This window comes from Mesorhizobium sp. B2-3-5 (genome assembly GCF_006442395.1).
In the GTDB taxonomy this organism is placed as follows: domain Bacteria; phylum Pseudomonadota; class Alphaproteobacteria; order Rhizobiales; family Rhizobiaceae; genus Mesorhizobium.
The window spans coordinates 109,665-135,723 of record NZ_VFVX01000008.1 but is presented as its reverse complement, the minus strand read 5'-3'; the positions used below and the strand labels follow the sequence as shown (position 1 = coordinate 135,723).

The window sequence follows — 26,059 nt, the reverse complement described above, 5'->3', positions numbered from 1 at the left end:
GATCAGGCCGGCACACCGAGTCCGGATAGTTGCCGGCTGACTTCCCGCCAGTCGGCGCAGACGAAGTCGGCTCCGGCCGCCTTTAGTCGTGCGCCATGCTCGGCATAGGTGTGGCCGCCACCGGTGTAGCCGATCGCCCTCATGCCGGCGGCGACCGCGCCCTGGATGCCGAAGGGCGAATCCTCGATGACGATGCAATCGGCCGGGTTGGCGCCCATTTTTGCCGCGGCGAACAGGAAGATGTCCGGCGCGGGCTTGCCGTTCTTGACCATCGAGGAGCTGTAGATCGCATCGCCGAAGAAGCGGGCCAGCCCGGTCACCGCCAGACTGTGGTTTATGCGCTCGACCGACGACGACGATGCCACGCAGCGGTCGCCGGCAAGCGCCTCGAGAAAGGCGGAAATTCCGGGCGTTGGTTTCAACTCCTCGGAAAACAGGACCTTGGTCTCGGCCCAGATGTCGCCGTCGGCCGCGGCCGGAAACTGATGGCCCGTCAACTCCTTGATCCTGACGATGATGTCCGACTGCTTCATGCCGATGCACTGGGCGATGATGCCGCCGTGAACACCGGGCATGCCATGTTTTTCATAGACCCGTTCATAAGCGCGGGCGGCCAGGGGCTCGCTGTCGACGAGAACGCCGTCGCAATCGAAAATGATAGGCCTTGGTCTCGCCACGCGCTTGTCTCCTCAAGTCAGATTTCGCACATCGCTATCGGCAAAAAGTCAAATGTTCAATAGCGCGGTGGTTTGAGGACTTTTGGAGCATAAAGCCGAAGGGCCTTCAAAGCCGGCGCAACGCATCGCTGGCGCGGGAGGAGCCGAGCGCCCGTTGCATGGCTTGCCTTGACTGCGCGCGGTCCGGCGTGATCCAGTTCGGCTCGGCGCCGAGGAAGCGGTCGAGGAAAGCCACCGCATAGGCGGGCATCTCGGTGACGTTCTCGCGATAGGACCACCAAGTACGCAGATCGTCGGCGCATTTGTCGATGCTGGGTGCCGAGCCGAATTCCTGCTCGTAGATGGCTGAAATCGCAGAGACGCAGTAGTTGGTGTAGAGGAAGCCCTCCGGCCAGAAGCGGATGATCTCCAGCGTGCTGGCATTCTGCTCTGTTTCGGTCAGTTGCGCGAGGCCGGAGATTTCCCTGGCCGGCGCCTGCTTTATCAGTTCGCGCAGCACGAGGCCGGCGGCAAAGACGATAAAGTCGGCACGGTCGACTTCGGCGAAGCGCTTTTGCGCTTCCATGATCTCGACCCAGTCGAGAAAGGCCCTGGTGAGCTTCGCCTCGTCGATCTCGAAACGCACGCCGAACGTGTCCGAAACCACCTTGGCACTGCCGCGGAAGGTGGCACGGAACCAGCGCAACTGCCGCAACCGGTGGCGCAGGTCGGGCATAAGGACCAGTTCGTCCCTGAAGGGCAGTTCCATTGCATGCATCCCGTTTGGTGACAGGCTAGCACAGCCGTGCCGCCGCCGAAATCGGCCGGCGGCCCTGTGGATGAGCTGATGCGGTCAATATCATACATATTGACATTCGCGGAAACAAATGTTCTCACTTTGCTGTTGCCGCGCGTCGGTCCAAGGTGCGCTTCGACGAAGGCTTCGGGAGGAGAACCGAATGGCGATTTGGCAGTGGGGACTGCTTCTGCTGGTTATTGTGTGGGCGCTGCAGTCGCTCGGCGTCTGGCTGCAGATGCGGCACTATTCGGATGTGTTCCGCGGTGTCACCGACCAGTACAGGGATGGCTTCGTCGGAGCCGGCAATTTTCGCGGCCGGTTGGCCAAGGGGACCATCGCGCTCGTCGTGGTGACGCCCGACCTGACGGTGCGCCGCATGATGGTGATGAGCGGGCGATCCGTCTTCACGAAATTCAAGCGACATGAAGAATTCGAGGGTGTTCCCCTCGATCGACTCCGGTCCAACCCTGCGATCATGGGGGAGGGGGAACCCGGTGTGGCCGAGGCCGTGAAGCGGGCGATCGAACAGATCGACAAAGCACGGTCAGAGCCGGGGAAGAAGCCGGGCCTGTCCGGCTTGAATGTAGCAAGGGCTTAGAGGACGCCGCGCACCGACTGGGCTCAACCGGCGGGCGGCATAAGGAGGAGAAATGTCTGTATTTTCGTTGTTGGCGCAGCATGCCGACATGGCCGTGCACAATCTGCATGTCGCGGGTGCCATGGTCTCGGATGCTGCTTTGCATGGCAAGCTCGCCGTCGAGCATGCTTCCGATCATCTCGTGGTTCTGGCGCAGGCGCAGACCGACAGCGCCCCGGTCACCGCCGATCAGCTGAAGGAACAGCTGAAAAACGTGCAGCAGGAAGAGCAGCTTGGCTGGCTCACTGCAATCGGCAAGTACTTCATCGGCATCTTCCAGAAGGGCGGCGAGGTTTTCGCCGGCTTCGTCACCGGCATCATCCCGACACTTGTCGTGCTGATGACAGCCTTCTACGCCGTCACCGAGCTGGTCGGCGAAGAGCGTGTCCACGGTCTGGCGCGTGGTGCCGGCCGCATCGCGCTGACCCGCTACACCGTGCTGCCGCTGCTGGCGGTGTTCTTCCTAACCAACCCGATGGCCTATACCTTCGGCTCGTTCCTGGAAGAAAAGCACAAGCCGGCCTTCTATGACGCGGCCGTATCCTACGTGCACCCGCCGCTCGGCCTTTTCCCGCACATCAACCCTGGCGAATATTTCGTCTGGGGCGGCATGCTCGTGGCCTTGCTCGATCTTGAGAAGCGGGGCGTCGTCGTCGCCGGCTACCACGTCAAGGTGGCGATCTGGTACGCCATCGTCGGCCTCGTCGTCATCCTGCTCAAGGGCATGCTGACCGAGCGCATCACCGCCATCATGGCACGCCGCCAGGGCGTCGAGCTGTAAGGGCGGGGAGGACATCATGGCCAAGACATACAAAGCCGTAAAAATCTCCCGAGGCTCCACAGGTTGGGGGGGTCCGCTCGTCATCGAGCCGACCGAGCAGCGCAACAAGGTCGTCTCCGTCACCGGCGGCGGTATTCACCCGGTGGCGCAGCTGATTGCCGAAATGACCGGCGCAGAGGCCGTCGACGGCTTCAAGGCACCGCCGATCGAAGGCGAGATGGCTGTCGTCGTCGTCGACTGCGGCGGCACCGCCAGATGCGGCGTCTATCCGCGCAAGCGCATCCCGACCGTCAATCTGACGCCGGTCGGACAGGCTGGGCCGCTCGCCCAGTTCATCACGGAGGACATCTACGTTTCGGGCGTGAAGCCGGCCAACGTCACAATGGCGGACGGATCCGAGGCGGTCACCACTGCGGGGGGAGCAGCATCGATGAGTTCAAGCAACACCAAAGCGGCGGCGGCGCAGCCGCTGCCGAGCGAAGGCGGATTGATAGGCTTCATAAGCACGATCGGTCGTGCCATGGGTCGTGTGGTCGGCATCTTCTTCAATGCCGGCCGGCGCACGATCGACCAGGTGGTGCGCAACGTGCTGCCGTTCATGGCCTTCGTGACGATGCTCATCGGCCTGATCCTCTACACCGGCATCGGTGACGTGCTGGCGCAGCCGATGGGTCCGCTGGCCAACAACATCGTCGGCCTGCTGGTCATATCGGCCATCTGCGGCCTGCCGTTCCTGTCGCCCATCCTCGGGCCAGGCGCTGTGATCGCGCAGGTCATCGGTGTTGCCATCATCGGCCCGCAGATCGCCAACGGCACGATTTCGCCGGCAATGGCCCTGCCGGCGCTGTTTGCCTACAACACCCAGGTGGGCTGCGACTTCGTGCCAGTCGGCCTGGCACTCGGTGAAGCCAAGCCGAAGACGATCGAAATCGGCGTGCCGGCGGTGCTCATCAGCCGCCAGATCATGGGCCCGGTCTCGGTGTTGATTGCCTGGGTCGTCAGCCTGATCGTGTTTTAAAGAGAGTAAGGAAATGAGGTTCGCCACATGACGGTTCTGTTGAGAACACGGGTCACTTCCATCGGGCCCGAAGTGGCGGACCTTGCCGAAGGAGGCGTGGTCATCCTGTTTGCGGATGGCTCGCCGCCGGAGCTTGCCGAAGTCTCCGTCCTGCACAAGACGGAGCAGGGACCAAGTGACGGAGCGCCCGCCAAGGGCGCTTCGATCACTGTCGGTCCGGTTTCAGCCGTTATAACAGCGGTTGGCTCCAGCGCCTGGAGCAAGGTCCTCGAGATGGGCCACGTCGTCATCTCATTCAACGGCGCCACCGAGGCCGAGAGGCCGGGCGAGATCTGCGCATCGCAGGTCGACGCCCAAGCGCTCGTGGCCGCCCTGAAGACGGACGCAATCATCACCATCGCCGCCTGAAAGCACGCGCGCCACGACCTGTCTGGTCACGGCGCCAGAGCAATTCCAGGAAAAGTGCGAAAAGGTTTTCCGTCCGGAATTGCGTCAAAACAAAGAGTTAGAGCAGCTCGCCGTTCCCTTGAAACGCCGAATTGCTCTAGGAAAAGCAGAGTATTTGCCATGGAACGCTCGACCATCGTCAGAGTGCATGAAGGTTTGCACGCCCGTCCCGCCACGCGGTTCGTCAAGCTCGCCAAGGGGTTCGAGTCCGATGTCGAGCTGATCAAGGACGGCAAGGCGGTCAGCGCCAAGAGCTCAGTCAAGCTGATGCTGCTGGCGGTCAAGGAAAACCAGGAAGTCACCGTGCGGGCGAACGGCGCCGACGCCATCGAGGCGATCGAGGCGCTGATAGGCTATCTCGAGAACCCCAAGGCGGGTCTCGACGACGAAGCGGAGCCGCAGAGCCCGGCGAAGGACGCCGGCCAGGCGGCGGCACCCGCAGCAGCGCCCCAATCGGCATCTTCCGCACCCAGCCAGGCAAATGGCCTGCGCGGTGTCGCCGCGAGCGAGGGCGTCGCCATCGGGCCGGCCTTCGCGCATTTCCCGCCGGAGATCGCCGGGCAGGGCCACATGCTGCAGGCTGAGGAGATCGCCGCTGAGATCGACAGGTTCCGCGCCGCCGTCGCCGCCGTCCAGGCGCGCATGGACCGGGCCTTGGCGCAGGACAGCCTGTCGGCCGGCGACCGCGGCATCGTCGCGGCGCTTCGCGATATCGCCGTGGACGATAGCCTGACCGGCGAGGCCGAGAAGGCGATCAAGGGCGGCAATGACGCGATCTCGGCCATCATCACCGCCGCCTCCACCATCGCCGCCGATTTCAGCACCGTCGACGATCACTATCTCAATGCGCGGGCGGACGACGTCCATGCGGTCGGACGGCAGATCTGCCTGGTGCTGCTCGGGCAGGACGACGTCAGCCTCGAGAACATCCCCGAGGGCGCCATCCTCATCGCCGACGACATCGGCGCCTGGGATCTGGCGCGCGCGCCCTTGAAACGCATCGGCGGCGTGGTGTGCGGCCATGGCGGCGCCACCTCGCATATCGCCATCATCGCCCGCTCACACGGCATCCCGGCGGTGCTGGGCCTTGGCGACCAGATCAACGCCTTGCGCACGGCTCACCATGTGGCGCTCGACGGCAATACCGGGCAGGTGATCATCGACCCCGACGCGGCGACTCGAGCCGACTTCGCCGGCCGCGTCGAAGCGGCTGCAAAGGAGCGTGCCGGCCTGACCGCCTTCAAGACGGTGACACCGAAGCGCGCCGACGGAAGGGTCATCGAGGTCGCGGCCAATATCGGCTCGCTCGAAGAAATCGAGGCCGCCCAGGAGGCCGGCGCCATGGGTGTCGGCCTGTTCCGCACCGAGCTTCTGTTCATGCGCCATATGCACCTTCCCTCGGAAGACATGCAGGCCGAGACTTATGCGGCGCTGGCCAAGGCCTTCGCGCCATATCCTGTCATCGTGCGCACGCTCGACATCGGCGGTGACAAGCCGATCGCCGGCATCGAGTTTCCCGACGAGGAGAACCCCTTCCTCGGCTGGCGCGGCATCCGAATGTGCCTCGACCGGCCCGATATCTTCAAGCGCCAGCTCAGGGCGCTGCTGCGAGCAGCCGTGCATGGCAACGTCAAGGTGATGCTGCCGATGGTCGCCGACATTGACGAGGTGAGGCGAACAAGGGTGTTGGTCGATGAATGCGCCGCCGAACTGAAGGCGGAAGGCGTGCCGCACGCGACGTTCGATCTCGGCGTGATGATCGAGACTCCGGCCGCGGTGCTGATCGCGCCGGCGCTGGCCAAGGAGGTGGCTTTCTTCTCGATCGGCACCAATGACCTGACCCAGTACATCATGGCCGCCGACCGGCTCAACCCGACTGTGGCGAAGCTCAACGACGTCACCAATCCGGCTGTCCTGTCGGCGATCGAACTGACGGCCAGGGCAGGGGTCGCCGCCGGCATCATGGTGGGCATGTGCGGTGAGGCGGCGGGCCGGCCGGATCTGATCCCGGCCTTCATCAAGATGGGCCTGACCGAGCTTTCGATGAGCCCGGCCTCGATCCAGCGCGCCAAGAAGACGATCACGGCCATGGTGGCCGGGGAATAGAGTTCCGGAACCGCTGCTGGAGCTTACGGCAAGTGGGCAAGCAAGGTGGCGAAGACAGGTCTCAGTTCGTCGACCGGGCTTGCCTTGGCGCAGGCCTGCACAATGCGGTCGTGACGGATATCGGCTGCCAGTATCGCGATCTCCAGCATGTCCGGCTCCGGCGCGCCGTCGCGGCCGGTTGTCGCCAGGCCGCAGGCCAGAACGACCGGCGCCAGGCAGCTTATGTCGAGTGCCCAGCCGCCAGTAGCCGCCGTTTCCGGCGCGGCTTCGTCAAAGTGGACCGGACGCTGGTTGAGCAACTCGACCAGCAGCGCAGCGCAGGTGGCCGCGATCGCCTGCAGTCCGGCATCGGGCGCGGCCAGGGCGGCCAGGAGATCGCCATGGCGCTTACGCATGGCGGTGTGGGCGGCGGCAAAATCGGCTTCATGGATGCGGGCATTGTCGATCTTCAGCCCGGCGAGCACCGCCTTGGTAAGGTAGTACATGTCGCGCCGGAACAGGCGCTCGGCGCTCAACTGCCGCTCTTCGTTTCCGGTCGGGAAATAGGTGCCAAGGCCTTTTACGGTCGTGCCGTCCACCTTGATCGGGCGCTCATGCAGGACAAAGGATTCGGCGATCGACAGCGCTTCGTCGACGGCGCTCGCGGCATGGCTGAGCAGGCCTTCGATGCCCTTGCCCGGAAACGGCGGCAAATGGCTGGTGGCTTCGCGCAGGATGCTGGCGTCGCCGCGGCCGTCATGACGGCTCTGGCGGATGAGATCGCGGATCTCCCGCAACCGGTCCTTCAGGTTGACGCGGACGTCTTCGGAGATTTGTCGCAGCATCGCGGTTTGCCTCGAAAGTGCCGTGGAGGGCCGCCAGCAAGGGGCCGGCCACGCACCCTACATTGTTCCTATCGATTGGTAGATCAATAGGCGATACTAGACCAGCGTGCAGAATCGGCAACGGCGCATATGTCCGGCGCCGCGGGGGAGGGATGATTTGGGCAGGCGACGAAAGACCGACGAGGGGCGGACAGAGGCCGAGGCGACGGAGCAGGTCGTCGCCGAAAGCCGGACGGATCGTCTCAGGGTTCGGGCCGCCTGGATGTATTTCGTCGAGCAGATGACGCAGAACGAGATCGCCGATGTGCTCGGCGTCGGCCGCGTCACCATCGTGCGCATGCTGGCGGAGGCGCGCTCGCGCAACGAGGTGAAGATCACCATCGAGAGCGAATTGTCGGAGATCGTGCGGCTGGAGCGCGCGCTGGAGCGGACGTTCGGCCTCCAGCAGGCGCTGGTGGCGCCGCTCACCGCCCCCAATGCCGACCCGATCCCCGCGATCAGCGCCAAGACCGGCATTTTCCTGTCCGACACGATGAAGTCGGGCATGCGCGTTGGCGTCGGCTGGGGCCGGACGCTGTTCTCGAGCCTGCCGTTCATCAGCGCCAAGTCGCTTGCCGATTTCAAGGTCATTTCACTGCTGGGCGGCGTCGGCGTCGCGCGACGCTACAATCCGGCGGAGTTCGCCTGGCGTTTCGCCCAGGTCTTCCAGGGCGACGGCTACCTTATCCCGACGCCGGCTGTCGTCGACAGTGTCGAGACCAAGATCGCGCTGGTCGAGCGTTGCGGCCTGCAGGAGATCTTCGAGATGGCCGACACGCTCGATGCCGTGCTGGTCAGCATCGGCGGCATTGCTTCGGCGACCACCTTCTATCGCGGTGGCTTCCTCAAGGAGGCGGAGCGCGAGGCGCTGGTGTCGCGCGGGGCTGTCGGCGATCTCCTGTTTCATTTCTTCGACCGCAATGGTGACCTGGTCGATCATCCGATCAACACCCTGGTGATGTCGGTGGATGTCGACCGGTTGCGCAAGGCGCCGATCCGTATCCTGACTTCCGGCGGCGAGGAGAAGGTCGAGGCCTTGCTCGGCGCCATGAACCTGATCGCGCCGACAATCCTGATCACCGACGAGGAGAGCGCAAGGCGCATGCTCGAGGCGGTCGGCGAAAACTGAAGGAGCCGAGGTGCACAGTCCGGCCAGGCCCAGCTGTGCTGTCTAACCCCAGTGGTTTTCGCCGTGCACGCATTGCTCCCGTCATGTGCATCGGCTATCCGACCTGTCGGACAGATGAAGCAAACGGAGCCCGGCATGACGAACAAGACGATCCTTAAATTTGGCGCGGTGGAGCACGCGGACGCCGGCGATCTGCCCGGCTGGATCGTGGTCGAAGGCAGACCGACCATGCAAACCGCCGTCCAGCACACGACAGAGGACGGCAAGGTGATGTCGGGAACCTGGCGGGCGACGCCCGGCACCTATCACGCGACCTACACCGACTATGAGTTCGTGCACATGATCGCCGGCCGCATCATCATCACGCCCGATGGCGGCACGCCGGTCGAAGTGGGTCCTGGCGATGCCTTCGTGGTGGAAGCCGATTTCAAGGGCACCTGGAAGATCATCGAGCCGGTGACCAAGCATTTCGTGGTCAGGGTCGGCTGAGGCGGCCCGATCGCATTCGAGACATGAAGAAGCCCGTCATGGTTCGCCATGGCGGGCTTTTTCTTTGTCTCATTGGTTTCGAGAGGTTACTTCAGTGCCCCCGTTCAACGACCGAATGCTCGCGATGAAGCCACGTCCTGACTCCCGGTTGCATTCAGTAGGTTGATTACGCTTCCTCCGTTTCCGTGGTTCAGGAAGAACGGACCGCACCGCATTCGGAGGCCGCGAGCAGACATGAGGATGCGCCGCCGCGGCGATAAGGATTGGACGCACCGGACGCAACAAGTAAACACTCGGTCGAGCGATCGTAGCAGGTCAACTGAAGGGACCATGGCGCCCGTTGTCGCCGCCATGAGACCGGCCCGTCGACCTGCTTTGTCTCAACCCCTAAACAGGGCTCTAAGCTTGGCAAAGACACCGTCATTCATGGCGGCCCGCACACCAAGTGCGACCCATCCGGCCTTCATCGTCGCACCGACATGACAATGGCAAACGATGCGATGCAATTGCCAGTTGGACAGTTCAAAAAAACGCCGCGCCGCGCCGTAGGTGTCGTCTTCCAGGCCCTGCGCCCGCAGGATCGGATCTTCGAACGCAATGCTGATCGGCGATGCCAGGCAATGCGCTTCGTTGCGTTCCCTGGCACTCATGTATTCGGTGCCGGGAAGCGCGCTCAGGCATCGTTCCGGTTGGCGCTCGAGGAGATTTGCCCAGCGCTCCAGGCGCTGTCTGCGCGTCATTGTTGGAAATTCCGCGTTCACCTCTGCGATAACGTTCAGTTGTTCGAGTGTCTGGTGTTTCATGGTCAAGCTCCTGTTGAGCCAGTTTGTCCTCATTTTCCGAGATAACGACAGGCCCGGTCGCCATCGCCACGCTTGTGAACCCCGCTTTCTCGCCAAAGTTCCATGGTGTCGATAAATTGAATGTCGCTGTGGCCAGGTCTGGGGGATTCCCCTGGCACGAAAGGCTGCCGACGCCTGGATCATCGCGCCACAAGTTCTGGAACGGCGGGGCTCAACCGCCTCTCCTGCGACAGCCCTGAAGGCAAAATTCAGCGCTCGCCGTTCGGTTCGTTGGCCGCTGCTGAATCGCCGTTGGGATCAGGCAAAGCTCGCCTTGTTGGCGAGACGGAGGTTTTCCGCGAAACGAAAACAAGCTTGCGGAAATGTTGGGTGAGTGGTCCTGATTGCGTCTTCCGAGGAGTTCCTTGACGAGCATAGCTCGCCGACTGACGGCGGAATTCGCCGTACTAACTCGCGGAAAAGTACGGCAGCACTTTATAAGCAATTGAAATTGCGTGGTGATCCCGACAGGAATCGAACCTGTGACCTACAGATTAGGAATCTGCCGCTCTATCCTACTGAGCTACGGGACCACGCGGCCCGACACATAGCCGCTTCGGATCGTTTCGCCAAGAGGCCGGCCGAAGGCAATTCGGCCGGCCCTTGTGGGCAGCCGTCAGGCGGCCAGCGCCGTTTCCGCCAGCTTCACCCAGTAGCTCATGCCGTGCGGGATGGCTTCATCGTTGAAGTCATAGGCCGGGTTGTGGAGGCCGGCCGTGTCGCCATTGCCGATGAAGATGAAGGCGCCGGGCCGGGCTTCCAGCATGTAGGAGAAATCCTCGCCGCCCATCACCGGCTGGATGCTCCGGTGGACATGGGCGTCGCCCGCCACGCCGGCCGCAACGTCGCTGGCGAAGACGGTCTCTTCCGCGTGGTTGAATGTCACCGGATAGTTGGCGTCGTATTCGACTTCGATCCTGGCGCCGAAGGCGGTCGCCAGTCCCTCGCAGATGGCACGGATGCGCTCTTCCGACTTCCTGGCGACCTCCTTGCGCAAGGTGCGCACGGTGCCGGCGATCTCGGCCGATTCGGGAATGATGTTGTAGGCGTCGCCGGCATGGAACTTGGTCACCGACACCACCACCGCCTCGACCGGATCGGTGCTGCGCGAGGCGATCGTCTGCAGCGCGCCGACCAACTGGCTGGCGATGACAATCGGATCGATCGTGCCATGCGGCATCGCGGCATGGCCGCCCCGGCCCTTCACGGTGATGGTGAATTCGGCCGTCGCCGCCATGATCGGGCCTGGGCGGATGGCGAACTGTCCGACAGGCAGGCCGGGCATGTTGTGCATGCCGAACACCCTGGAGATGTCGAAGCGCTCCATCATGCCGTCCTTGACCATCTCATTGCCACCGCCGCCGCCTTCCTCCGCCGGCTGGAAGATCACCGCCACCGAGCCGGCGAAATTGCGCGTCTCGGCAAGGTATTTCGCGGCACCCAGCAGCATCGCGGTATGGCCGTCATGGCCGCAGGCATGCATCTTGCCTGGAACGGTCGAGGCGTAGGGCTTGTCCGATATCTCGTTGAGCGGCAGCGCATCCATGTCGGCGCGCAGGCCGATGGTGGTGCCTTCGCCCTGACGGCCGCGGATGATGCCGACGACGCCGGTCTTGCCAAGGCCGGTCACCACGTCATCGCAGCCGAACTCTTTCAGCTTTTCGGCGACGAAGGCCGCCGTCTTGAAGACGTCGAAGTTCAGCTCCGGCGTCTGGTGCAGATGCCGGCGCCAGCCGGCAACTTCGTCCTGCATTTCGGCGGCGCGGTTCAGGATTGGCATGATGGTTCCATTTCGTTGTTGGAGCAGCCGGCTTCAGCCTGGTGTTTTGCAATTGTGGCCGGTGTTTTGCAATTGTGATGTCAGGCACTTTGCCATGTTGGCGTCACATAGGGTAAATAGCACCGCGACGATGCGATCCGTTTTTTTGAGGGGCGGACCCATCATGCTGGCGGTCACGTAACGAAATCTTACGGAGCCAGGGGCAATCAGGGCAAGAGGCGATTTCGGATTAGATCATGCGGCACAGGCATTTCCTCAAACTATTCTCGGCCGGCGCAATCGTGCTGTCGGTCCTGGCTGGGCCGGCGCTGGCCAATCCGGTGGTTGTCTTCGACCTGAAAAGCGGCCAGATCCTGCAGCAGCAGGATGCGTTCAAGCGCTGGTATCCGGCGTCGCTCAGCAAGCTGATGACCGCTTACGTGACCTTCCGGGCGATCGCGGCCGGTGAAGTCCAGCTTGATTCGCCAATCAAGGTGACGAAACATTCCGCTGCCGAGCCGCCGAGCAAGATGGGCTTCAAGCCGGGTTCGGTGATGCGGCTCGACAACGCGCTGAAGATGATGCTGGTCAAGTCGGCCAACGACATCGCCATGGCTGTCGGCGAGAATGTCGGCGGCTCGCAGGCCGCCTTCGCCGAACGCATGAACGCCGAAGCGGGCCGGCTCGGCATGAACGGCACCCATTTCGTCAATCCGAACGGCCTCTATTCGCCCGACCAGTACACGACGGCGCGCGACCTTTCGATCCTGGTGATGGCCATCCGCCGTGAGTTTCCGCAATATGCGCCATGGTTCTCCATCGAGGGGCTTGCGGTCGGCAAGAAAGCGATCCCGAACTACAATCTCCTGATCGGCCGCTATCCCGGCGCCGATGGCATGAAGACAGGCTTTGTCTGCTCTTCCGGCTTCAACATGATCGGCTCGGCGACCCGCAACGGCCGCACCCTGGTGGCGGTGGTGCTTGGCGAGAAATCGGCGGTCAGCCGTGCCGAAGCCACGGCCAGGCTGCTCGACCAGGGTTTTGACACGCCGGCCGCCGGCTCGGCCACCGTCGCCACGCTGGCGCCTTACGGCGACACCGTCTCGCCCAACGATATGCATGACGAGATCTGCAAGAAGAGGAAGCGGGAGGAGCAGTCCGAGGCGCCGCCAGCGGCCGCAAAGGACGGGTCGAAATCGCCTTACCGGGAGAAGCTCGATCATGTGCCGACGCTGGTTGCCGTCGGCCTCGGCGGCGCCACCGGTCCGGCACCGAAGGCGATGCTCGACGAGGGCGAGCAGCAGTATGCCGACGTGCCGATCCCAAGCTGGCGGCCTGACATGCCGGTGCCGGCCGGCGCTGGTCCGACCATGGCGGGTTCGGCTGCCCAGGGCGACCAGCCGGTCAAAGCCGCGAATTAGCCAATGAGCGGCTTCCCCATTCCCGTCTCGGTGCTGACCGGCTTCCTCGGCGCCGGCAAGACGACGCTGCTCAACCGGCTCCTGAAGGACCCGGCGCTGGCCGACACGGCGGTCATCATCAATGAATATGGCGAGGTGGCGATCGACCATCTGCTGGTCGAGCAGGCGTCCGACGGCATCATCCAGCTTTCGGACGGCTGCCTGTGCTGCACGGTGCGCGGCGAACTGGTCGACACGCTGGCCGACCTGGTCGACCGGCTGCAGACCGGTCGCATCGCCCGGCTCGCGCGCGTCATTGTCGAGACCACGGGGCTTACCGATCCGGCACCGGTGCTGCAGTCGATCATGGCGCATCCAGCGCTGGTCCAGGCCTTCCGGCTCGACGGCGTCATCACTTTGGTCGATGCCGTCAATGGCAATGCCACGCTCGACGTCCATGTCGAGGCGGTCAAGCAGGTCGCGGTCGCCGACCGCATCGTCTTGAGCAAGGGCGAGCTGGTGACCGATCCCGGCGACCTCGACAGGTTGCGGGCGCGCCTGGCGCAGATCAACCCGGGTGCCGAACTGCTTGATGCCGCCGATACCGGGACAGGCGTGGCGGCGCTGTTTGACTGCGGCCTCTACAATCCCGCCACCAAGTCCGCCGACGTGAGGCGCTGGCTCGGCGAGGAGGCGGCGCACGATCACGACCATCACCACCATGGCGACCATGATCACGATCACAGTCATGACCATGGTCATCGCCATGATCAGCGCGTGCGCTCCTATTCGCTGGTGCATGACGGTCCGGTGCCATTCTCGGCGATCGAGATGTTCCTCGACCTTTTGCGCTCCACGCATGGCGAGCGCCTGCTGCGCATGAAGGGGGTCATCGAACTCAAGGATGATCCCTCGCGGCCACTGGTGGTCCATGGCGTGCAGAAGATCCTGCATCCCCCGGCCCGGTTGCCTGCCTGGCCGGACGGCCAGCGCGGCACGCGGCTGGTGCTGATCACGCTGGACATGCCGGAAGACTATGTTCGCCGGCTGTTCGCCGCCTTCACCAACCAGCCATCGATCGACACGCCCGACCGCGCGGCGTTGGAAAACAATCCGCTGGCGATCGCCGGTCGGTAGCGCTTTCAGTCCGATTCAATTCTCGTAACGTCGCGCCGCCCCTCATCCGGCTGCCACCTTCTCCGCGTATAGTCACGGGAAGAGGGGAGATGGCCGCAAGCCGGTGTTTCTCCCACAACGCTGGCGGTTGGCGAAGCGGCCGGCGACAGCGTCTTTCTCCGCGTCACTATACGGGGAGAAATGCCCGGCAGGGCAATGAGAGGCAGCGCCAACCGCAGCAGAAAACGCTTTCAGATCGTCTCGCCGCGCTCGACCAGAAAGCGGTGGCCGCCGGACATCGCCGCTGTCTCGATCAGTTGATGGCCGCTGTCGGCGCAGAATGCCGGGATGTCGATGACGGCCAGCGGATCGGTGGTCTCAAGCCAGAGCCGGCTGCCCGGCTGCATCCCAGCCAGACGCTTCTTCGCTTTCAACACGGGCAGGGGGCAGTTCAGCCCCTTTAGGTCGTAAATGGCTGTCAGTTCGGCCAAGGTGAAAACCTCAGCCGCCGAACATGCCGAGCAGCTTGTTCTTCAGCTTGGTAACCCGGCTCTCGTCGGCGCTCGCCGCCTGCGTTTCGGCCGGTGGCGCCTCGGTGGGGGCAGCGATGGTCGCCGTGGCGACAGGGGCTTGCTTGGCTTGCTTGGCTGCTTCCTTTGCCGCCACGGCTTGCGCCTTGGCAGCTTCCTTTTCGGCCAGAGCCTGTGCCTTGGCGGCTTCCTTGGCTTGCTTGGCGGCCTCTATGGCGGCCAGCCTCTGTTCCTCGGCCTTCTGCTTGGCGGCTTTTTCGGCCTCAAGTGCCGCCATCTTGCGGCCAGCGGGCGAATCGATGCGGCCCATGCGCATCGTCTCGGTCACCGAACCGTCGGCATTGAGTGACGGCGGGTCGATCGGCACGCGCTCGCCGCGCGCCCGGCGCTTCGACCAGTCGGAGACGATGCTGGCTTCCTTGATGCCGGCGATGGTCGGCTTGGGGGCGGGCGTACTGGATTTCAGCGCGCTGCCGAATGCCGCGTCATAGCTTTTCTCGTAGTCGGCGTAGGCCGTCTTGAGAGAATCCGGCTGCGACATTGCCGGGCAGGGGCCGGTTGGATTGAAGGTCGTGCCTTCGGGAGCGACCTGGTTGAAGACATAGCGTTTCTCGCAGACATCAACCTTCGGCGGCACCTTGGTGATCTCGAAATTGTCGTAGCCGACCTTCAGCATCTTCCAGAATTCATAGTTCGGGTCATTGCGGTAGCGCGCCATGTTGGCGGCGGTCATGCGGAACGGGAAGGCCTGAACCTGGAATTCGGTCTGGCCACCCTGGAAGGCGTCGCGGCCGAAGGCATAGATCTGCTCGATCTGCGCATCGGTCATCGAATAGCAGCCCGACGACGAGCAGGCGCCGTGCACCATCAGATTCTGGCCAGTGCGGCCGTTGGCGCGGTCATAGGCGTTGGGAAAGCCGATGTTAAAGGACAGATGGTAGTTCGAGCGCGGATTCATCTGCGCCGGGCGGACCGTGTAGAAGCCTTCCGGCGCCTGGCGGTCGCCTTCGGTGTATTTCGGTCCGAGCTTGCCCGACCATTTGCAGATGTCGTAGCTCGCCACCATGTCGTAGCGGCCGTTGGTCTTGGCCTTCCAGATCTCGAGCTTGCCCTCTTCCTTGAAGATACGCGCCATCACCGAAGAGGTGCGCACCATGCCCTTGGCCCTCATGTCGGCCAGGATCTTGTCGGGCAGCGGCTTGTTGGCCTCAGGGGCAAAATCCTTCATCGACGAATCATTGCAGCCGGCGATGGCTATCGAGGCGGCGACGATTCCGGTGCGGGCGAGCTTGGCAAACATGGATACGGCTATGTCTTTTTTCCTCGGGCCAATGGCTTCGCAACAGCCAAGCCCGCATGCTGAACACCGACGGACCGTAAGCCCGTTAACCTTGAAAATTCCTTACCGCAAGCTTCGACCAACCCCTCACGGCAATTTCATTGAACCGAATCCGGCGGCATTTTTGTGGCGAAAGCGCTCATTGCCGCCACATTGCGGTGGGCAGGCAGCTTCCGATGCTCTCTTTGCGCCGTCAGGCGGTCAGAGGCTGCGGCCCATCGCCAGGTATTTCTCGCGGCGCTGTTCGCGGAAATCGGTATTGGCGCCGGCGAATTCCTTCATCGTCTTGGCGATGAGGTCGCCGGTCGCGGCAATCACCTTCTCGGGGGCGCGCTGGGCGCCGCCCATTGGCTCGGGGATGATGGCGTCGATGATCTTCAGTTCCAGAAGATCCTGCGCGGTGATCTTCATGTTGGTCGCCGCGTCCTTGGAGCGCGTGGTGTCGCGCCACAGGATCGAAGCCGCACCCTCCGGCGAAATCACCGAATAGATGGCATGTTCGAGCATATAGACGCGATTGGCGGTGGCGATGGCGATGGCGCCGCCCGAGCCGCCTTCGCCGATGACCACGGAGATCGAAGGTACCTTGATCGCAAGGCAGGCCGAGGTCGAGCGGGCAATGGCTTCGGCCTGGCCGCGCTCCTCGGCACCGACGCCGGGATAGGCACCCGCGGTGTCGACCAGCGTCAGGAGCGGAATCTTGAAGCGGTCGGCAAGCTCCATCAGCCGCACGGCCTTGCGATAACCCTCGGGGCGCACAGAACCGAAATTGTGCTTCAGGCGGCTTGTCGTGTCCGAACCCTTTTCCTGGCCGATGATCGCCACCGGCTCGCCGCGGAAGCGGGCGAAACCGCCGACGATCGCCTGGTCCTCGCCGAAATTGCGGTCGCCGGCGAGCGGCGTGAAGTCACTGAACAGGCCCTTGATGTAGTCGACGCAATGCGGCCTGTCGGAGTGGCGGGCCACCTGCACCTTCTGCCACGGCGTCAGCGCCTTGTAGAGATCGCGCAAGGCATCGCGCGACCGCTTTTCCAACCTGGTGATCTCATCGGCGACATCTACCGCCTCGCCGTTCTCGGCAAGCTTCTTCAGCTCGAGGATCTTGAGCTCAAGATCCTGCACCGGCTTTTCGAAATCGAGGTAATTGTACATGCTTGGGCGGACCGATACGTCGGAAGGCAAGGACCGCGGAACCCTTGAAACCAAGGCTCCGGGCAGTGAAATGTCGTCCTCACATAGCGATATGAGGCCTAGTCGGCAAGCGGGTGATGATCGTTGACCAGCCGCACCAGCCGCTCTTCCAGCACATGGGTATAAATCTGTGTCGTCGATATGTCGGCATGGCCAAGCAGTTGTTGCACAGCCCTGAGATCGGCGCCGTTCTGCAGGAGATGGCTGGCGAAAGCATGGCGCAGCACATGCGGCGATATCTTCGCCGAGGCGATGCCGGCGCGCGCCGCCAGTCCTTTGAGGTCGCGGGCAAAGACCTGGCGCGAGAGATAGCCGCTGTCGGATGCTGCCGGAAACAGGAACGGGCTTTCGGCGAAAGCGGGCACCCCGGCCCGGGCGGCAAGCCAGGCACGCATGGCCGCGCGCGCCTTGCCCGAAAGCGGCACCATGCGCTCCTTGTCGCCCTTGCCGCGCACCATGAAGAAACGGTCGTCCCGCTGCGCCACCGTCACCGGCAAGCCGACAAGCTCGGAAACGCGCAGTCCGGTGGCGTAGAGCACTTCGACCAACGCATGCAGGCGCAGCGCCGCCAGCCTGTCACCCTGGCCGAGCCCGGCATCGCCGGCCTCGAGTGCTGCGCGGTCGATCAGCCGGCCGGTCTCGGCCTCGCTCATCGTCTTGGGCAGCGGGCGGCCCTTTTTCGGGCTGTCCAGCGTGCCGGTCGGGTCGTCGCCGCGCAGACCCTCGGCATAGAGGAACTTGAAGAACTGACGGATCGCGGACAGTTTGCGCGCCTGCGATGTCGGCGCGAAGCCGCGCGCGGCGATTTCGTCGAGATAGGCGCGGATATCGGAGGCCGCCGCACCGGCAAGCCCGCCGTCGATTTCGGTCGAGGCGTCCTCGAGGTCGCGGCGGTAGGAGGAAAGCGTGTTCTCGGCAGCGCCGCGCTCGGCGCTCATCATTTCCAGGAAGGCCTCGATGCGGGCAGCGCTGTTCATTTCCGTCAGGCGGTTCCGAGATCAGTTTTCTTGAAGCTCAGTTTCTTCTTGGAGCTCAGTTTTTCTTGGGATTCAGCTTTTCCTGGGGGATGCGCACGCTCATCTCCGCTTTTTTCGGCTCGACGAACATCACCAGCGCGAACATCGTACCATAGGCAATGCCGGCCAGAATCGCGAGAGTCACGACAAAGCGAAACAGTGTCGGCATCAATTTTCGCTCGTCTTCTTGTTCTGCGTTTCCAAACCCTGTGCCCTTATGGGACGCCAATCCGGCCAATTCAAGGAAGAAGCGGAGGCCTGTTAGCAACTTCTGATGCGGGCGTCCGTCTGCCCATATCGGCCTCAGGGCGTTCGGCACGCTTGACGCAAACCGGCTTTTCATGTCGATACGCCGGCAAAGAGGGCCCAAGAAACAGCCGATGAACGCACAGGCAAATCCTCCAGGCGAGACCCATGCCGCGCTGCTTGGCCAGTTGGGCAACCGGTCCATCGTGTTTGTCGGGCTGATGGGCGCCGGCAAGACGGCGATCGGCCGCAAGGTGGCGACGATGCTGGCGTTGCCGTTCATGGACAGCGACCATGAGATCGAAAGCGTTTCGCGCATGACCGTCCCTGAACTGTTCGAGCGCTACGGGGAGACCGAGTTCAGGGCCCTGGAGCAGCGTGTCATCCTGCGCGTTCTGGAGAACGGCCCGCAGGTTCTGTCCACCGGTGGCGGCGCCTACATGAACGCGCAGACGCGCGAGGCCATCGCCGCCCATGGCGTGTCGGTGTGGCTGAAGGCAGAGCTCGACCTTCTGATGGACCGCGTTTCCAAGAAGCAGAACCGGCCGCTCCTGAAAAGCGCCGATCCGCGCGCCGTGCTGGAGCGACTGATGGGGGAGCGCTATCCGGTCTATGCGACATCGGATATCACCGTGCCCACCCGCGACGACCGCAAGGAGGTCATTGCGGCCGAGGTGGTGGAGGCGCTGTGCCGGCATTTCGGCATCGATGCGATCGCCGCGACGGGCGAGGTCGAATCGTGAGCGCGGATCAGCCAGTCACCGTTGAAGTCGGGCTCGGCGACCGGGCCTACGACATATTGATCGGCTCCGGCCTGCTGTCGCGCGCCGGCACCGAGATCGCGCGCCGCCTGCCGGGCACGCGCGCCGCTGTCGTTACCGACGAGAATGTCGCCGCCGCGCATCTCGATACGCTGAAGGTCGGGCTTGAGAAGGGCGGCATTCAGCCCGTCGTCATCACGATGCCGGCCGGTGAGAAGACCAAGAGCTTTGCCCATCTCGAGGAGGTGGTCGATGGCGTTCTGGCCGCCAGGCTGGAGCGCGGCGACGTCGTCATCGCGCTTGGCGGCGGCGTCATCGGCGATCTCACCGGTTTTGCCGCCGGCATTGTGCGGCGCGGCATGAATTTTGTGCAGATCCCGACCTCGCTGCTGGCGCAGGTCGATTCCTCGGTCGGCGGCAAGACCGGCATCAACAGCCCGCGCGGCAAGAATCTTGTCGGCGTCTTTCTCCAGCCGAAGCTCGTGTTGGCCGACACCGAAGCGCTCGACACGCTGCCGGTCCGCGAATTCCGTGCCGGCTATGCCGAGCTTGCCAAATACGGGCTGATCGATCGGCCGGAATTCTTCACCTGGCTGGAAGCGAACTGGAGACAGGTATTCGCCGGCGGTCCGGAGAGGGCGCAGGCGATTGCCGAGGCCTGCCGCGCCAAGGCCGATGTCGTCGCCCGCGACGAGTTCGAGACCGGTGACCGGGCGCTGCTCAACCTCGGCCACACGTTCGGCCATGCGCTGGAGGCCGCCACGCAGTATGACGGCACCCGTCTCGTCCACGGCGAAGGCGTCGCGATCGGCATGGCGCTGGCGCATCGGTTCTCCTCGCGGCTCAATCTGGCGAGCCCCGACGACGCGGCGCGCGTCGAGACGCATCTGCGCGCCGTCGGCCTGCCGTGGCGGATGGCCGACATTCCGGGCGACTTGCCCGATGCCGAGGCGCTGCTTGCCTTCATCACCCAGGACAAGAAGGTGTCGCGGGGCGCGCTGACCTTCATCCTGACGCGCGGTATCGGCCAGGCCTTCATCGCCAAGGACGTGCCCGCCTCGGAAGTGCTGTCGTTCCTCCGGGAAAACCATCCGGCCAGCAGGAAAGCCGGCTGAGATGGAGACCGGCTGGATCGTTGCCGCCATCCTTGCCGTCCTCGTCCTGCTGGCTCTTGTGTTGCGCAAGAGCCTGCTGGCCGTGCTCGGCTATGAGCTGTCGCGCATCGAACCGCAGCGCTCGAGTGAGGCCGAATTGCGCGGCGCGGTCGACGATTTCCGCCGCGACGGCCAGGTTGTGCGCGAGGATCGCGACCGCGTCGGCGGCCTGTTCGATCTCGCAGAGCTCGAAGTCTCCGACATCATGGTGCATCGCACCAACATGCGCTCGGTCAATGCCGACAATGCGCCGGAAGCGGTGGTGCGCGAGATCCTGCAAAGCCCGCACACCCGTATGCCTTTGTGGAAAGGTTCGCTCGACAACATTGTCGGGGTGCTGCACGCCAAGGATCTGCTGCGGGCGCTGAACGAAGTCGGCAATGATTTTTCGCAGATCGACGTGATGAAGATCGCCTCGAAACCGTGGTTCGTGCCCGACACCACGACCTTGCAGGAACAGCTCAACGCCTTCCTGCGACGCAAGGCGCATTTCGCCGTCGTCGTCGACGAGTATGGCGAGGTCGAGGGGCTGGTGACGCTGGAGGACATCATCGAGGAGATCGTCGGCGAGATCGCCGACGAGCACGATGTCGACATCCAGGGTGTCAAGCAGGAGGCCGACGGTTCCGTCGTCGTCGAGGGCACCGTGCCGATCCGCGACCTCAACCGGGCGCTCGACTGGAACCTGCCGGACGAGGAGGCGACCACGATTGCCGGCCTCGTCATCCACGAGACGCAATCGATCCCCGAGGAGAAGCAGGCTTTCACCTTCCACGGCAAGCGCTTCATCGTCATGAAGCGCGACAAGAACCGGATCGCCAGGCTCAGAATCAGACCCGCGGCCGACGCTTAGACCAGGATTGTCGGATTAGGATCATCCTTACGCTCAGCAGTCCTTGGTCCAGCGTTCGCTGAGCGTCGCCCCCGTTTCGGCGTCGATCGCCACCAGGCTGACTTCGTAACCCCAGAGATTTCGGATGTGGCGAAGGGTTGCGTCGCGGCTTTCATTCTCGAGCATGATGCCATTCTTCACCTTGTGCTGCAGCCGCAAATGCCTGTCGCCGAGCAGGGCCACGTCCACGACCTGGATATCCGGCCGGCTTGCACCCAAATCATAGCTCTGGGCCAGCGCGGCCCTTATCCTATTGTAGCCGCGCTCGTTGTGGATCGAAGCGACCTCGTAGTGCGGTTGGTCAGCTCCGTCGCCCAGCACGAAGAACCGCCATTTCCGGATCAGGGTCGGACTGAGATATTGGCGGATGAAGGATTCGTCGCGGTGATTGGCCCAGGCGTCGAGCAAGGTTTCAAGCCAGTCGCCGCGGCCGGCAATGTCGGGGAACCAATCGCGATCCTCCGCTGTGGGTTCGGTCGAGATGCGCTGGATGTCCTGCATCATGTCCAGACCCAGCGCATAGGGATTGATGCCGGAAAACCGCGGGTCGTCGAAGGACGGCTGGAAGATCACATTCGAATGGTTGCGCAGGATTTCGAGCATGGCGCCTTCGCTGATGCGGCCACGGTCGAAAAGCGTGTTCATGAGCGTGTAGTGCACGAAGGTGGCGCAACCCTCGTTCATCACCTGGGTTTGCCGCTGCGGATAAAAATACTGGGCAATGACGCGGACGATCCTGACAATCTCACGCTGCCAGGGCTCAAGGACAAGGCTGGTTTTCTCAAGGAAATAGAGCAGGTTTTCCTCTGGCAGATGGAGCGATTTCTTCCGCTCCGACACGCCGTCTTCGCTAGTTTCGGTCTTGTCGTCCTCTTGCGAAGGAGGCAGCGTACGCCACAAATCGTTGTAGGAGCGTTCCTCGTATTCGAGGCGCTCTCGAAGCTCTTCGCGCTGCTGTTCGCCTGACGGCTTCGGTGGCCGATGATATCGGAAGACGCCTTGGTCCATCAATGCGTGGGCGGAATCGAGGATCGCCTCCACGGCGGCGAGGCCATGTCGTTCCTCGCATCGGGATATATAGCTCTTGGCGAAGTTCAGATAGCTCAGAATCCCCCCTGCGTCCGTCCATTGCCGGAAGAGATGATTGTTCTTGAAGAAGTGATTGTGTCCAAGCGCGGCATGGGCCGTCACCAGGGCCTGCAACGCCATCGTGTTTTCCTCCATGAGGTAGACGATGCACGGATTCGAGTTGATGACCAATTCATAGGCCAGCCCACGTCTGCCTTTGCGGTAGAGAAGCTCGTTGTAGAGGAAATGCTTGCCGAACGACCAATGCTGATACATCAGCGGCATACCGACCGAGGAATAGGCGTCGAGCATCTGCTCGGAGGAAATGACCTCCATCTGCACGGGGTAAACGTCTAGGCGAAGCTCTTCCATCCCAAGCGCTTCGATCTCGTCGTAGACCCGCGACAGTTTCTTGAAGTCCCAGTCCGCCCCGGAAAAGAGCAATTCGGATTTGCGCGCTGGAGTGCCCATCCGCCTTGTCCTTATGCGCTTTTGCGCAGTGCCGGCTGCCTGGCGAAGAGCTCGCGAAAGACCGGATAGATGTCGCTCGGAGCAGCAATGCGCTTCATCTGGAAATTTGGCCATTTTCCATCGACAGTGCTGTAGGCGCGCCAGAGCGAGGTCCCGTTTTCGGTCGAACCGAAAATATGGCTCTCGCGTTCATCGATGATCTCCACATAGGCGAAATACTGGCACAGGCGCATGAGCTTGCCGCCGAGAAGCTCTATGCAGCGCTCGGAGTCGGTGGCGAAATTGTCGCCGTCGGACGCCTGGGCGGCATAGATGTTCCATTCCGTGGCCGGGTAGCGCTGTTCGATGATGCGATGCATTTCCTCAAGTGCCGTGGAAACGACGGTGCCGCCGCTCTGGGTGTGATAGAAGAACGTCTGTTCGTCCACCTCCTGGGCCTCGTGAGTGTGTCGAATGAACACGATGTCCGTCCTCTCATAACGGCGCGTCAGGAACAGGTGCAGCAGCACGAAGAAGCGTTTGGCCAGATCTTTTTCGCGCTCTCCCATGGATCCGGACACATCCATCAAGCAAAACATGACGGCGCTGGCATTGGGCTGTGGCTGCGGGTCGAAACGATTAAAGCGGATGTCGACCGGATCGACATAGGCAACTCGCCTGCGGCGACGTTCCAGCCGGTCGAATTCCTCGCGCAAAGCCGCGATCCGCTCGCGCCTTGCCGTGTCGGGCGGTTGTGCTTCCAGCATGGCGATCTGCATGGCGATCGCGTCCAACTGCGCCTGTTTGGGACGCCGAAGCGCGATGCGGCGGCCATGGCTGTTGCGCATGGTGCGGCCGACATTGATGTTGGTCGGCGCGCCGCTGGACGCGAAGCCCGCCCGCTTCGGCTTGAACGTCAGTATCTGCTTGAGATTGAGCTTGACCAGATCTGGCAGTTCCAGATCCTCGAAGAAGAGGTCGAGAACCTCCTCGCGCGACAGCACGAAACGAAAGTCGTCTTCGGATTCCTTGTTTCCGGGAGCGGAGGAGCCCATGCCTCCCCGCCCGGGCTTGGGGATCAGATCCCCGGAAATGTAAGTCCTGTTTCCGGGCAGGACGTGCTGGCGTCGGCCGCTGTTTCCGGCATCGCTGAACACCGGCTCGCTGGTGTCCTTATGCGGCATGGGCACGGCATGCTCGCGGCCGACCTCCGCGATGCGGCCCTCGCGGACCTTGTCGCGGATGCTTCGCTTGAGTTCCTCGCGCGCGCGCTTGAGGAAGCGCTGGCGATTGCCCAGGCTCTTGTCCTTCGGATTCAGGCGGCGGTCGATGAAAATCGGCATGGAGCGTTCGGGCTTGCCTCAACCCGCCTTGTTCACGCGCATGTACCAGTCGACAAGCCGGCGCACCTGCCGCTCCGTATATCCGCGTTCCACCATGCGCTGCACGAATTCATTGTGGCGCTTTTCCGTGACACTGTCCTGCTTGGAGCCGAAGCTGATCACCGGCAGCAGGTCCTCGACCTGGCCGAACATACGCTTTTCGATGACTTCGCGCAGCTTTTCGTAGCTTGTCCAGGACGGGTTGCGGCCATGATTGCGCGCCCGTGCCCGTAGCGTGAACTTGACCACTTCGTTGCGGAAGTCCTTGGGATTGGCGATGCCGGCCGGCTTCTCGACCTGCGACAATTCCTTGTCCAGAATCTCACGGTTGAGGATCTGTCCCGTGTCGGGATCCTTGTAGTCCTGGTCCTCGATCCAGGCGTCGGCATAGGCGATGTAGCGGTCGAAAAGGTTCTGGCCATATTCGCTGTACGATTCCAGATAAGCCTTCTGGATTTCATGGCCGATGAACTCGGCATAGCGCGCCGCGAGTTCCGACTTGATGAATTCGAGATAGGCAGCTTCCGTCTCCTTCGGGAACTGCTCGCGCTTGATCGCCTCTTCAAGAATATACATCAGATGCACGGGGTCCGCCGCGACCTCGTTGGTGTCGTAGTTGAATGTCTGCGACAGGATCTTGAAGGCAAAACGTGTGCTTACGCCGGTCATGCCCTCGTCGACCCCCGCGGCGTCGCGATATTCCTGGACCGACTTGGCCCTGGGATCGACCTCTTTGAGGTTTTCGCCGTCATAGGCGCGCATCTTGGTGTAGAGCGGCGAATTTTCATGCGCCGCAAGACGGGTCGAGACCGTGAACCGGCTGAGAATGTCCAGCACCTCAGGCGCGCAGGGGCTGCCCGCCAGTTCACTCTCGCGCAACAGCTTCTCGTAGATATGCCGTTCTTCGGTGATGCGCAGGCAATAAGGCACCTTGACCACCAGAATGCGGTCGAGAAAGGCCTCGTTGTTCTTGTTGTTCTTGAACTGCTGCCACTCCGATTCGTTCGAATGGGCAATGATGATGCCCTGATAGGGGAAGGCGCCGAAATTCTCGGTGCCATTGTAGCTGCCTTCCTGCGTCGCGGTGAGCAGCGGATGCAGGACCTTGATAGGCGCCTTGAACATCTCGACGAATTCGAGCAGGCCTTGGGTGGTCCGGTTGAGGCCGCCGCTGTAGGAATAGGCGTCCGGATCGGACTGGCTGAAATTTTCCAGCTGTCTGATGTCGACCTTGCCGACCAGGGCCGAGACGTCCTGGTTGTTCTCGTCGCCGGGCTCGGTCTTGGCGATCGCGATCTGGCGCAGCCTCGACGGCATCAGCTTGACGACGCTGAATTTGGAAATGTCGCCGGACAGTTCGTCGAGCCGCTTGGCCGCCCAGGGCGAGATAAGTCCGTTGAGGCGGCGCCGGGCTATGCCATATTTGTCCTCCAGCAGGTCGCCCATGCGGTCAGGATGGAAAAGGCCAAGCGGTGATTCGAAAATCGGACTGATCTGGTTGCCGACCTTCAGCGTGAAGATCGGTCTTTCCTCCATCAGTTTCTTCAGCCGTTCGGCAAGAGAGGATTTGCCGCCCCCGACAGGGCCGAGAAGGTAGAGGATCTGCTTGCGCTCCTCCAGTCCCTGCGAGGCATAGCGGAAATACCCGGCGATCCGCTCAATCGTATCTTCCATTCCATAGAAGTCGGAGAAGGAGGGATAGATCTTGACGGTGCGGTTGGAGAAGATGCGCCCGAGCCGCTCATCCTTGCTGGTGTCGACGAGGTTCGGCTCGCCAATCGCCTCGACCATGCGCTCGGGGGCCGAGGCGTACATCGACTTGTCTTCGCGGCAGGCCAGGAGATATTGCTGGAGACTGATCTCCTCCTGAGCCGCCTTGGTATAAATCTCTGAGAACAGATTGAAGACGTCAGACTGGTTCTCACGCATGATGCTTACCCTCAGAGCCGTTTCCGGCTGTCGAACGGCCACTTACCTATTCAACTGTC

General features: G+C 62.7%; 25 protein-coding genes and 1 tRNA gene. 12 read left to right on the top strand and 14 right to left on the bottom strand.

The genetic code is table 11. From position 1 onward, the window contains the following. Nucleotides 1-2 precede the first annotated feature (2 nt). Both FJ958_RS12390 and FJ958_RS12385 read right to left on the bottom strand, forming a co-directional pair. A complete protein-coding gene (locus FJ958_RS12390) occupies nucleotides 3-677 on the bottom strand; it encodes an HAD family phosphatase (RefSeq protein WP_140742919.1) in 675 nt (224 codons plus the stop codon). Between the two features lie 106 nt (nucleotides 678-783). Next, a complete protein-coding gene (locus tag FJ958_RS12385) occupies nucleotides 784-1,425 on the bottom strand; it encodes a hypothetical protein (RefSeq protein WP_140742917.1) in 642 nt (213 codons plus the stop codon). A 190-nt stretch (nucleotides 1,426-1,615) separates the two neighbouring features. Here FJ958_RS12385 and FJ958_RS12380 point away from each other — a divergent pair, with 190 nt between their 5' ends. The 5 genes from FJ958_RS12380 to ptsP all read left to right on the top strand — a co-directional run bounded on the left by FJ958_RS12380 (nucleotide 1,616) and on the right by ptsP (nucleotide 6,444). Continuing rightward, nucleotides 1,616-2,053 carry a transcriptional regulator GutM gene (locus FJ958_RS12380; protein WP_140742915.1) on the top strand — a complete coding sequence of 146 codons (438 nt, stop codon included), beginning with the start codon at nucleotides 1,616-1,618 and terminating at the stop codon, nucleotides 2,051-2,053. Between the two features lie 52 nt (nucleotides 2,054-2,105). Then, nucleotides 2,106-2,873 (top strand): PTS glucitol/sorbitol transporter subunit IIC, encoded by a 768-nt coding sequence (locus tag FJ958_RS12375; protein ID WP_140608745.1) that lies wholly within the window; start codon nucleotides 2,106-2,108, stop codon nucleotides 2,871-2,873. A 16-nt stretch (nucleotides 2,874-2,889) separates the two neighbouring features. Beyond that, nucleotides 2,890-3,891 (top strand): PTS glucitol/sorbitol transporter subunit IIB, encoded by a 1,002-nt coding sequence (locus FJ958_RS12370; RefSeq protein WP_140742913.1) that lies wholly within the window; start codon nucleotides 2,890-2,892, stop codon nucleotides 3,889-3,891. Nucleotides 3,892-3,918: 27 nt separating this feature from the next. Then, nucleotides 3,919-4,299 (top strand): PTS glucitol/sorbitol transporter subunit IIA, encoded by a 381-nt coding sequence (locus tag FJ958_RS12365; protein WP_140742911.1) that lies wholly within the window; start codon nucleotides 3,919-3,921, stop codon nucleotides 4,297-4,299. Between the two features lie 159 nt (nucleotides 4,300-4,458). Further along, entirely contained in the window at nucleotides 4,459-6,444 is a 1,986-nt protein-coding gene (gene ptsP, locus FJ958_RS12360) for a phosphoenolpyruvate--protein phosphotransferase (RefSeq protein WP_140742909.1), read from the top strand. Nucleotides 6,445-6,467: 23 nt separating this feature from the next. On the opposite strand, the gene FJ958_RS12355 is transcribed toward ptsP, so the two are convergent. Continuing rightward, the gene (locus FJ958_RS12355; RefSeq protein ID WP_140742907.1) at nucleotides 6,468-7,268 is read right to left on the bottom strand and encodes a hypothetical protein; all 801 of its coding nucleotides are present in this window, start codon (nucleotides 7,266-7,268) and stop codon (nucleotides 6,468-6,470) included. Nucleotides 7,269-7,425: 157 nt separating this feature from the next. Here FJ958_RS12355 and FJ958_RS12350 point away from each other — a divergent pair, with 157 nt between their 5' ends. Further along, a complete protein-coding gene (locus FJ958_RS12350) occupies nucleotides 7,426-8,436 on the top strand; it encodes a sugar-binding transcriptional regulator (protein WP_140742905.1) in 1,011 nt (336 codons plus the stop codon). A 135-nt stretch (nucleotides 8,437-8,571) separates the two neighbouring features. Beyond that, on the top strand, nucleotides 8,572-8,925 hold the full coding sequence (locus FJ958_RS12345; RefSeq protein ID WP_140691636.1) for a cupin domain-containing protein: 354 nt from the start codon (nucleotides 8,572-8,574) through the stop codon (nucleotides 8,923-8,925). Between the two features lie 380 nt (nucleotides 8,926-9,305). Here the strand turns inward: FJ958_RS12345 and FJ958_RS12340 are convergent, their stop codons facing one another. The 3 genes from FJ958_RS12340 to FJ958_RS12330 all read right to left on the bottom strand — a co-directional run bounded on the left by FJ958_RS12340 (nucleotide 9,306) and on the right by FJ958_RS12330 (nucleotide 11,547). Continuing rightward, nucleotides 9,306-9,728, bottom strand: a complete 423-nt coding sequence (locus FJ958_RS12340) for a hypothetical protein (RefSeq protein ID WP_140742903.1) — start codon at nucleotides 9,726-9,728, stop codon at nucleotides 9,306-9,308. 495 nt (nucleotides 9,729-10,223) lie between these two features. Next, nucleotides 10,224-10,300 (bottom strand) — tRNA-Arg (locus tag FJ958_RS12335). 83 nt (nucleotides 10,301-10,383) lie between these two features. Then, nucleotides 10,384-11,547 carry a M20 aminoacylase family protein gene (locus FJ958_RS12330; protein ID WP_140742901.1) on the bottom strand — a complete coding sequence of 388 codons (1,164 nt, stop codon included), beginning with the start codon at nucleotides 11,545-11,547 and terminating at the stop codon, nucleotides 10,384-10,386. 236 nt (nucleotides 11,548-11,783) lie between these two features. Here FJ958_RS12330 and FJ958_RS12325 point away from each other — a divergent pair, with 236 nt between their 5' ends. Together FJ958_RS12325 and FJ958_RS12320 are read left to right on the top strand one after the other, a co-directional pair. Beyond that, nucleotides 11,784-12,947 (top strand): D-alanyl-D-alanine carboxypeptidase family protein, encoded by a 1,164-nt coding sequence (locus FJ958_RS12325; RefSeq protein WP_140742899.1) that lies wholly within the window; start codon nucleotides 11,784-11,786, stop codon nucleotides 12,945-12,947. Nucleotides 12,948-12,950: 3 nt separating this feature from the next. Further along, the gene (locus FJ958_RS12320; RefSeq protein WP_140742897.1) at nucleotides 12,951-14,063 is read left to right on the top strand and encodes a GTP-binding protein; all 1,113 of its coding nucleotides are present in this window, start codon (nucleotides 12,951-12,953) and stop codon (nucleotides 14,061-14,063) included. A gap of 230 nt (nucleotides 14,064-14,293) precedes the next feature. On the opposite strand, the gene FJ958_RS12310 is transcribed toward FJ958_RS12320, so the two are convergent. The 5 genes from FJ958_RS12310 to FJ958_RS12290 all read right to left on the bottom strand — a co-directional run bounded on the left by FJ958_RS12310 (nucleotide 14,294) and on the right by FJ958_RS12290 (nucleotide 18,287). Then, nucleotides 14,294-14,533 carry a sulfurtransferase TusA family protein gene (locus FJ958_RS12310; RefSeq protein ID WP_140742895.1) on the bottom strand — a complete coding sequence of 80 codons (240 nt, stop codon included), beginning with the start codon at nucleotides 14,531-14,533 and terminating at the stop codon, nucleotides 14,294-14,296. A 10-nt stretch (nucleotides 14,534-14,543) separates the two neighbouring features. Then, nucleotides 14,544-15,872: a murein L,D-transpeptidase family protein gene (locus FJ958_RS12305; RefSeq protein WP_140742893.1), complete on the bottom strand. Its 1,329-nt coding sequence runs from the start codon at nucleotides 15,870-15,872 to the stop codon at nucleotides 14,544-14,546. Nucleotides 15,873-16,112: 240 nt separating this feature from the next. Continuing rightward, nucleotides 16,113-17,063 (bottom strand): acetyl-CoA carboxylase carboxyltransferase subunit alpha, encoded by a 951-nt coding sequence (locus FJ958_RS12300; RefSeq protein ID WP_140742891.1) that lies wholly within the window; start codon nucleotides 17,061-17,063, stop codon nucleotides 16,113-16,115. Nucleotides 17,064-17,161: 98 nt separating this feature from the next. Further along, a complete protein-coding gene (locus tag FJ958_RS12295; RefSeq protein ID WP_140742889.1) occupies nucleotides 17,162-18,079 on the bottom strand; it encodes a site-specific tyrosine recombinase XerD in 918 nt (305 codons plus the stop codon). A 55-nt stretch (nucleotides 18,080-18,134) separates the two neighbouring features. Next, nucleotides 18,135-18,287, bottom strand: a complete 153-nt coding sequence (locus FJ958_RS12290; RefSeq protein WP_027059000.1) for a hypothetical protein — start codon at nucleotides 18,285-18,287, stop codon at nucleotides 18,135-18,137. A 211-nt stretch (nucleotides 18,288-18,498) separates the two neighbouring features. Here FJ958_RS12290 and FJ958_RS12285 point away from each other — a divergent pair, with 211 nt between their 5' ends. The 3 genes from FJ958_RS12285 to FJ958_RS12275 are packed head-to-tail and all read left to right on the top strand — an operon-like array spanning nucleotide 18,499 to nucleotide 21,132. Next, complete coding sequence (locus FJ958_RS12285) at nucleotides 18,499-19,107, top strand: shikimate kinase (RefSeq protein WP_140742887.1); 609 nt, start codon at nucleotides 18,499-18,501, stop codon at nucleotides 19,105-19,107. Continuing rightward, nucleotides 19,104-20,240 carry a 3-dehydroquinate synthase gene (aroB, locus tag FJ958_RS12280; protein WP_140742885.1) on the top strand — a complete coding sequence of 379 codons (1,137 nt, stop codon included), beginning with the start codon at nucleotides 19,104-19,106 and terminating at the stop codon, nucleotides 20,238-20,240. Before FJ958_RS12285 ends, aroB begins: the two co-directional genes overlap by 4 nt. A gap of 1 nt (nucleotide 20,241) precedes the next feature. Continuing rightward, nucleotides 20,242-21,132, top strand: coding sequence for an HlyC/CorC family transporter (locus FJ958_RS12275; RefSeq protein ID WP_140742883.1), 891 nt, complete (start codon nucleotides 20,242-20,244; stop codon nucleotides 21,130-21,132). 33 nt (nucleotides 21,133-21,165) lie between these two features. Here FJ958_RS12275 and FJ958_RS12270 read toward each other — a convergent pair whose 3' ends face one another. Genes FJ958_RS12270 through FJ958_RS12260 form a run of 3 tightly spaced genes read right to left on the bottom strand, consistent with a single transcriptional unit; the run spans nucleotide 21,166 to nucleotide 26,000 of the window. Beyond that, the gene (locus FJ958_RS12270; RefSeq protein ID WP_140691651.1) at nucleotides 21,166-22,710 is read right to left on the bottom strand and encodes a SpoVR family protein; all 1,545 of its coding nucleotides are present in this window, start codon (nucleotides 22,708-22,710) and stop codon (nucleotides 21,166-21,168) included. An 11-nt stretch (nucleotides 22,711-22,721) separates the two neighbouring features. After that, nucleotides 22,722-24,032: a YeaH/YhbH family protein gene (locus FJ958_RS12265; RefSeq protein WP_140742881.1), complete on the bottom strand. Its 1,311-nt coding sequence runs from the start codon at nucleotides 24,030-24,032 to the stop codon at nucleotides 22,722-22,724. Nucleotides 24,033-24,050: 18 nt separating this feature from the next. Continuing rightward, nucleotides 24,051-26,000 (bottom strand): PrkA family serine protein kinase, encoded by a 1,950-nt coding sequence (locus FJ958_RS12260; RefSeq protein WP_140742879.1) that lies wholly within the window; start codon nucleotides 25,998-26,000, stop codon nucleotides 24,051-24,053. Nucleotides 26,001-26,059: the final 59 nt, after the last annotated feature.

What these genes read in the sequence shown, in the direction of transcription:
- FJ958_RS12385 (WP_140742917.1), bottom strand. Translation starts at nt 1,425, where the DNA reads ATGGAACTGCCCTTCAGGGACGAACTGGTCCTTATGCCCGACCTGCGC.
- FJ958_RS12380 (WP_140742915.1), top strand. Translation starts at nt 1,616, where the DNA reads ATGGCGATTTGGCAGTGGGGACTGCTTCTGCTGGTTATTGTGTGGGCG.
- FJ958_RS12375 (WP_140608745.1), top strand. Translation starts at nt 2,106, where the DNA reads ATGTCTGTATTTTCGTTGTTGGCGCAGCATGCCGACATGGCCGTGCAC.
- FJ958_RS12370 (WP_140742913.1), top strand. Translation starts at nt 2,890, where the DNA reads ATGGCCAAGACATACAAAGCCGTAAAAATCTCCCGAGGCTCCACAGGT.
- FJ958_RS12365 (WP_140742911.1), top strand. Translation starts at nt 3,919, where the DNA reads ATGACGGTTCTGTTGAGAACACGGGTCACTTCCATCGGGCCCGAAGTG.
- ptsP (WP_140742909.1), top strand. Translation starts at nt 4,459, where the DNA reads ATGGAACGCTCGACCATCGTCAGAGTGCATGAAGGTTTGCACGCCCGT.
- FJ958_RS12355 (WP_140742907.1), bottom strand. Translation starts at nt 7,268, where the DNA reads ATGCTGCGACAAATCTCCGAAGACGTCCGCGTCAACCTGAAGGACCGG.
- FJ958_RS12345 (WP_140691636.1), top strand. Translation starts at nt 8,572, where the DNA reads ATGACGAACAAGACGATCCTTAAATTTGGCGCGGTGGAGCACGCGGAC.
- FJ958_RS12340 (WP_140742903.1), bottom strand. Translation starts at nt 9,728, where the DNA reads ATGAAACACCAGACACTCGAACAACTGAACGTTATCGCAGAGGTGAAC.
- FJ958_RS12330 (WP_140742901.1), bottom strand. Translation starts at nt 11,547, where the DNA reads ATGCCAATCCTGAACCGCGCCGCCGAAATGCAGGACGAAGTTGCCGGC.
- FJ958_RS12325 (WP_140742899.1), top strand. Translation starts at nt 11,784, where the DNA reads ATGCGGCACAGGCATTTCCTCAAACTATTCTCGGCCGGCGCAATCGTG.
- FJ958_RS12320 (WP_140742897.1), top strand. Translation starts at nt 12,951, where the DNA reads ATGAGCGGCTTCCCCATTCCCGTCTCGGTGCTGACCGGCTTCCTCGGC.
- FJ958_RS12305 (WP_140742893.1), bottom strand. Translation starts at nt 15,872, where the DNA reads ATGTTTGCCAAGCTCGCCCGCACCGGAATCGTCGCCGCCTCGATAGCC.
- FJ958_RS12300 (WP_140742891.1), bottom strand. Translation starts at nt 17,063, where the DNA reads ATGTACAATTACCTCGATTTCGAAAAGCCGGTGCAGGATCTTGAGCTC.
- FJ958_RS12295 (WP_140742889.1), bottom strand. Translation starts at nt 18,079, where the DNA reads ATGAACAGCGCTGCCCGCATCGAGGCCTTCCTGGAAATGATGAGCGCC.
- FJ958_RS12290 (WP_027059000.1), bottom strand. Translation starts at nt 18,287, where the DNA reads ATGCCGACACTGTTTCGCTTTGTCGTGACTCTCGCGATTCTGGCCGGC.
- FJ958_RS12285 (WP_140742887.1), top strand. Translation starts at nt 18,499, where the DNA reads ATGAACGCACAGGCAAATCCTCCAGGCGAGACCCATGCCGCGCTGCTT.
- FJ958_RS12275 (WP_140742883.1), top strand. Translation starts at nt 20,242, where the DNA reads ATGGAGACCGGCTGGATCGTTGCCGCCATCCTTGCCGTCCTCGTCCTG.
- FJ958_RS12270 (WP_140691651.1), bottom strand. Translation starts at nt 22,710, where the DNA reads ATGGGCACTCCAGCGCGCAAATCCGAATTGCTCTTTTCCGGGGCGGAC.
- FJ958_RS12265 (WP_140742881.1), bottom strand. Translation starts at nt 24,032, where the DNA reads ATGCCGATTTTCATCGACCGCCGCCTGAATCCGAAGGACAAGAGCCTG.
- FJ958_RS12260 (WP_140742879.1), bottom strand. Translation starts at nt 26,000, where the DNA reads ATGCGTGAGAACCAGTCTGACGTCTTCAATCTGTTCTCAGAGATTTAT.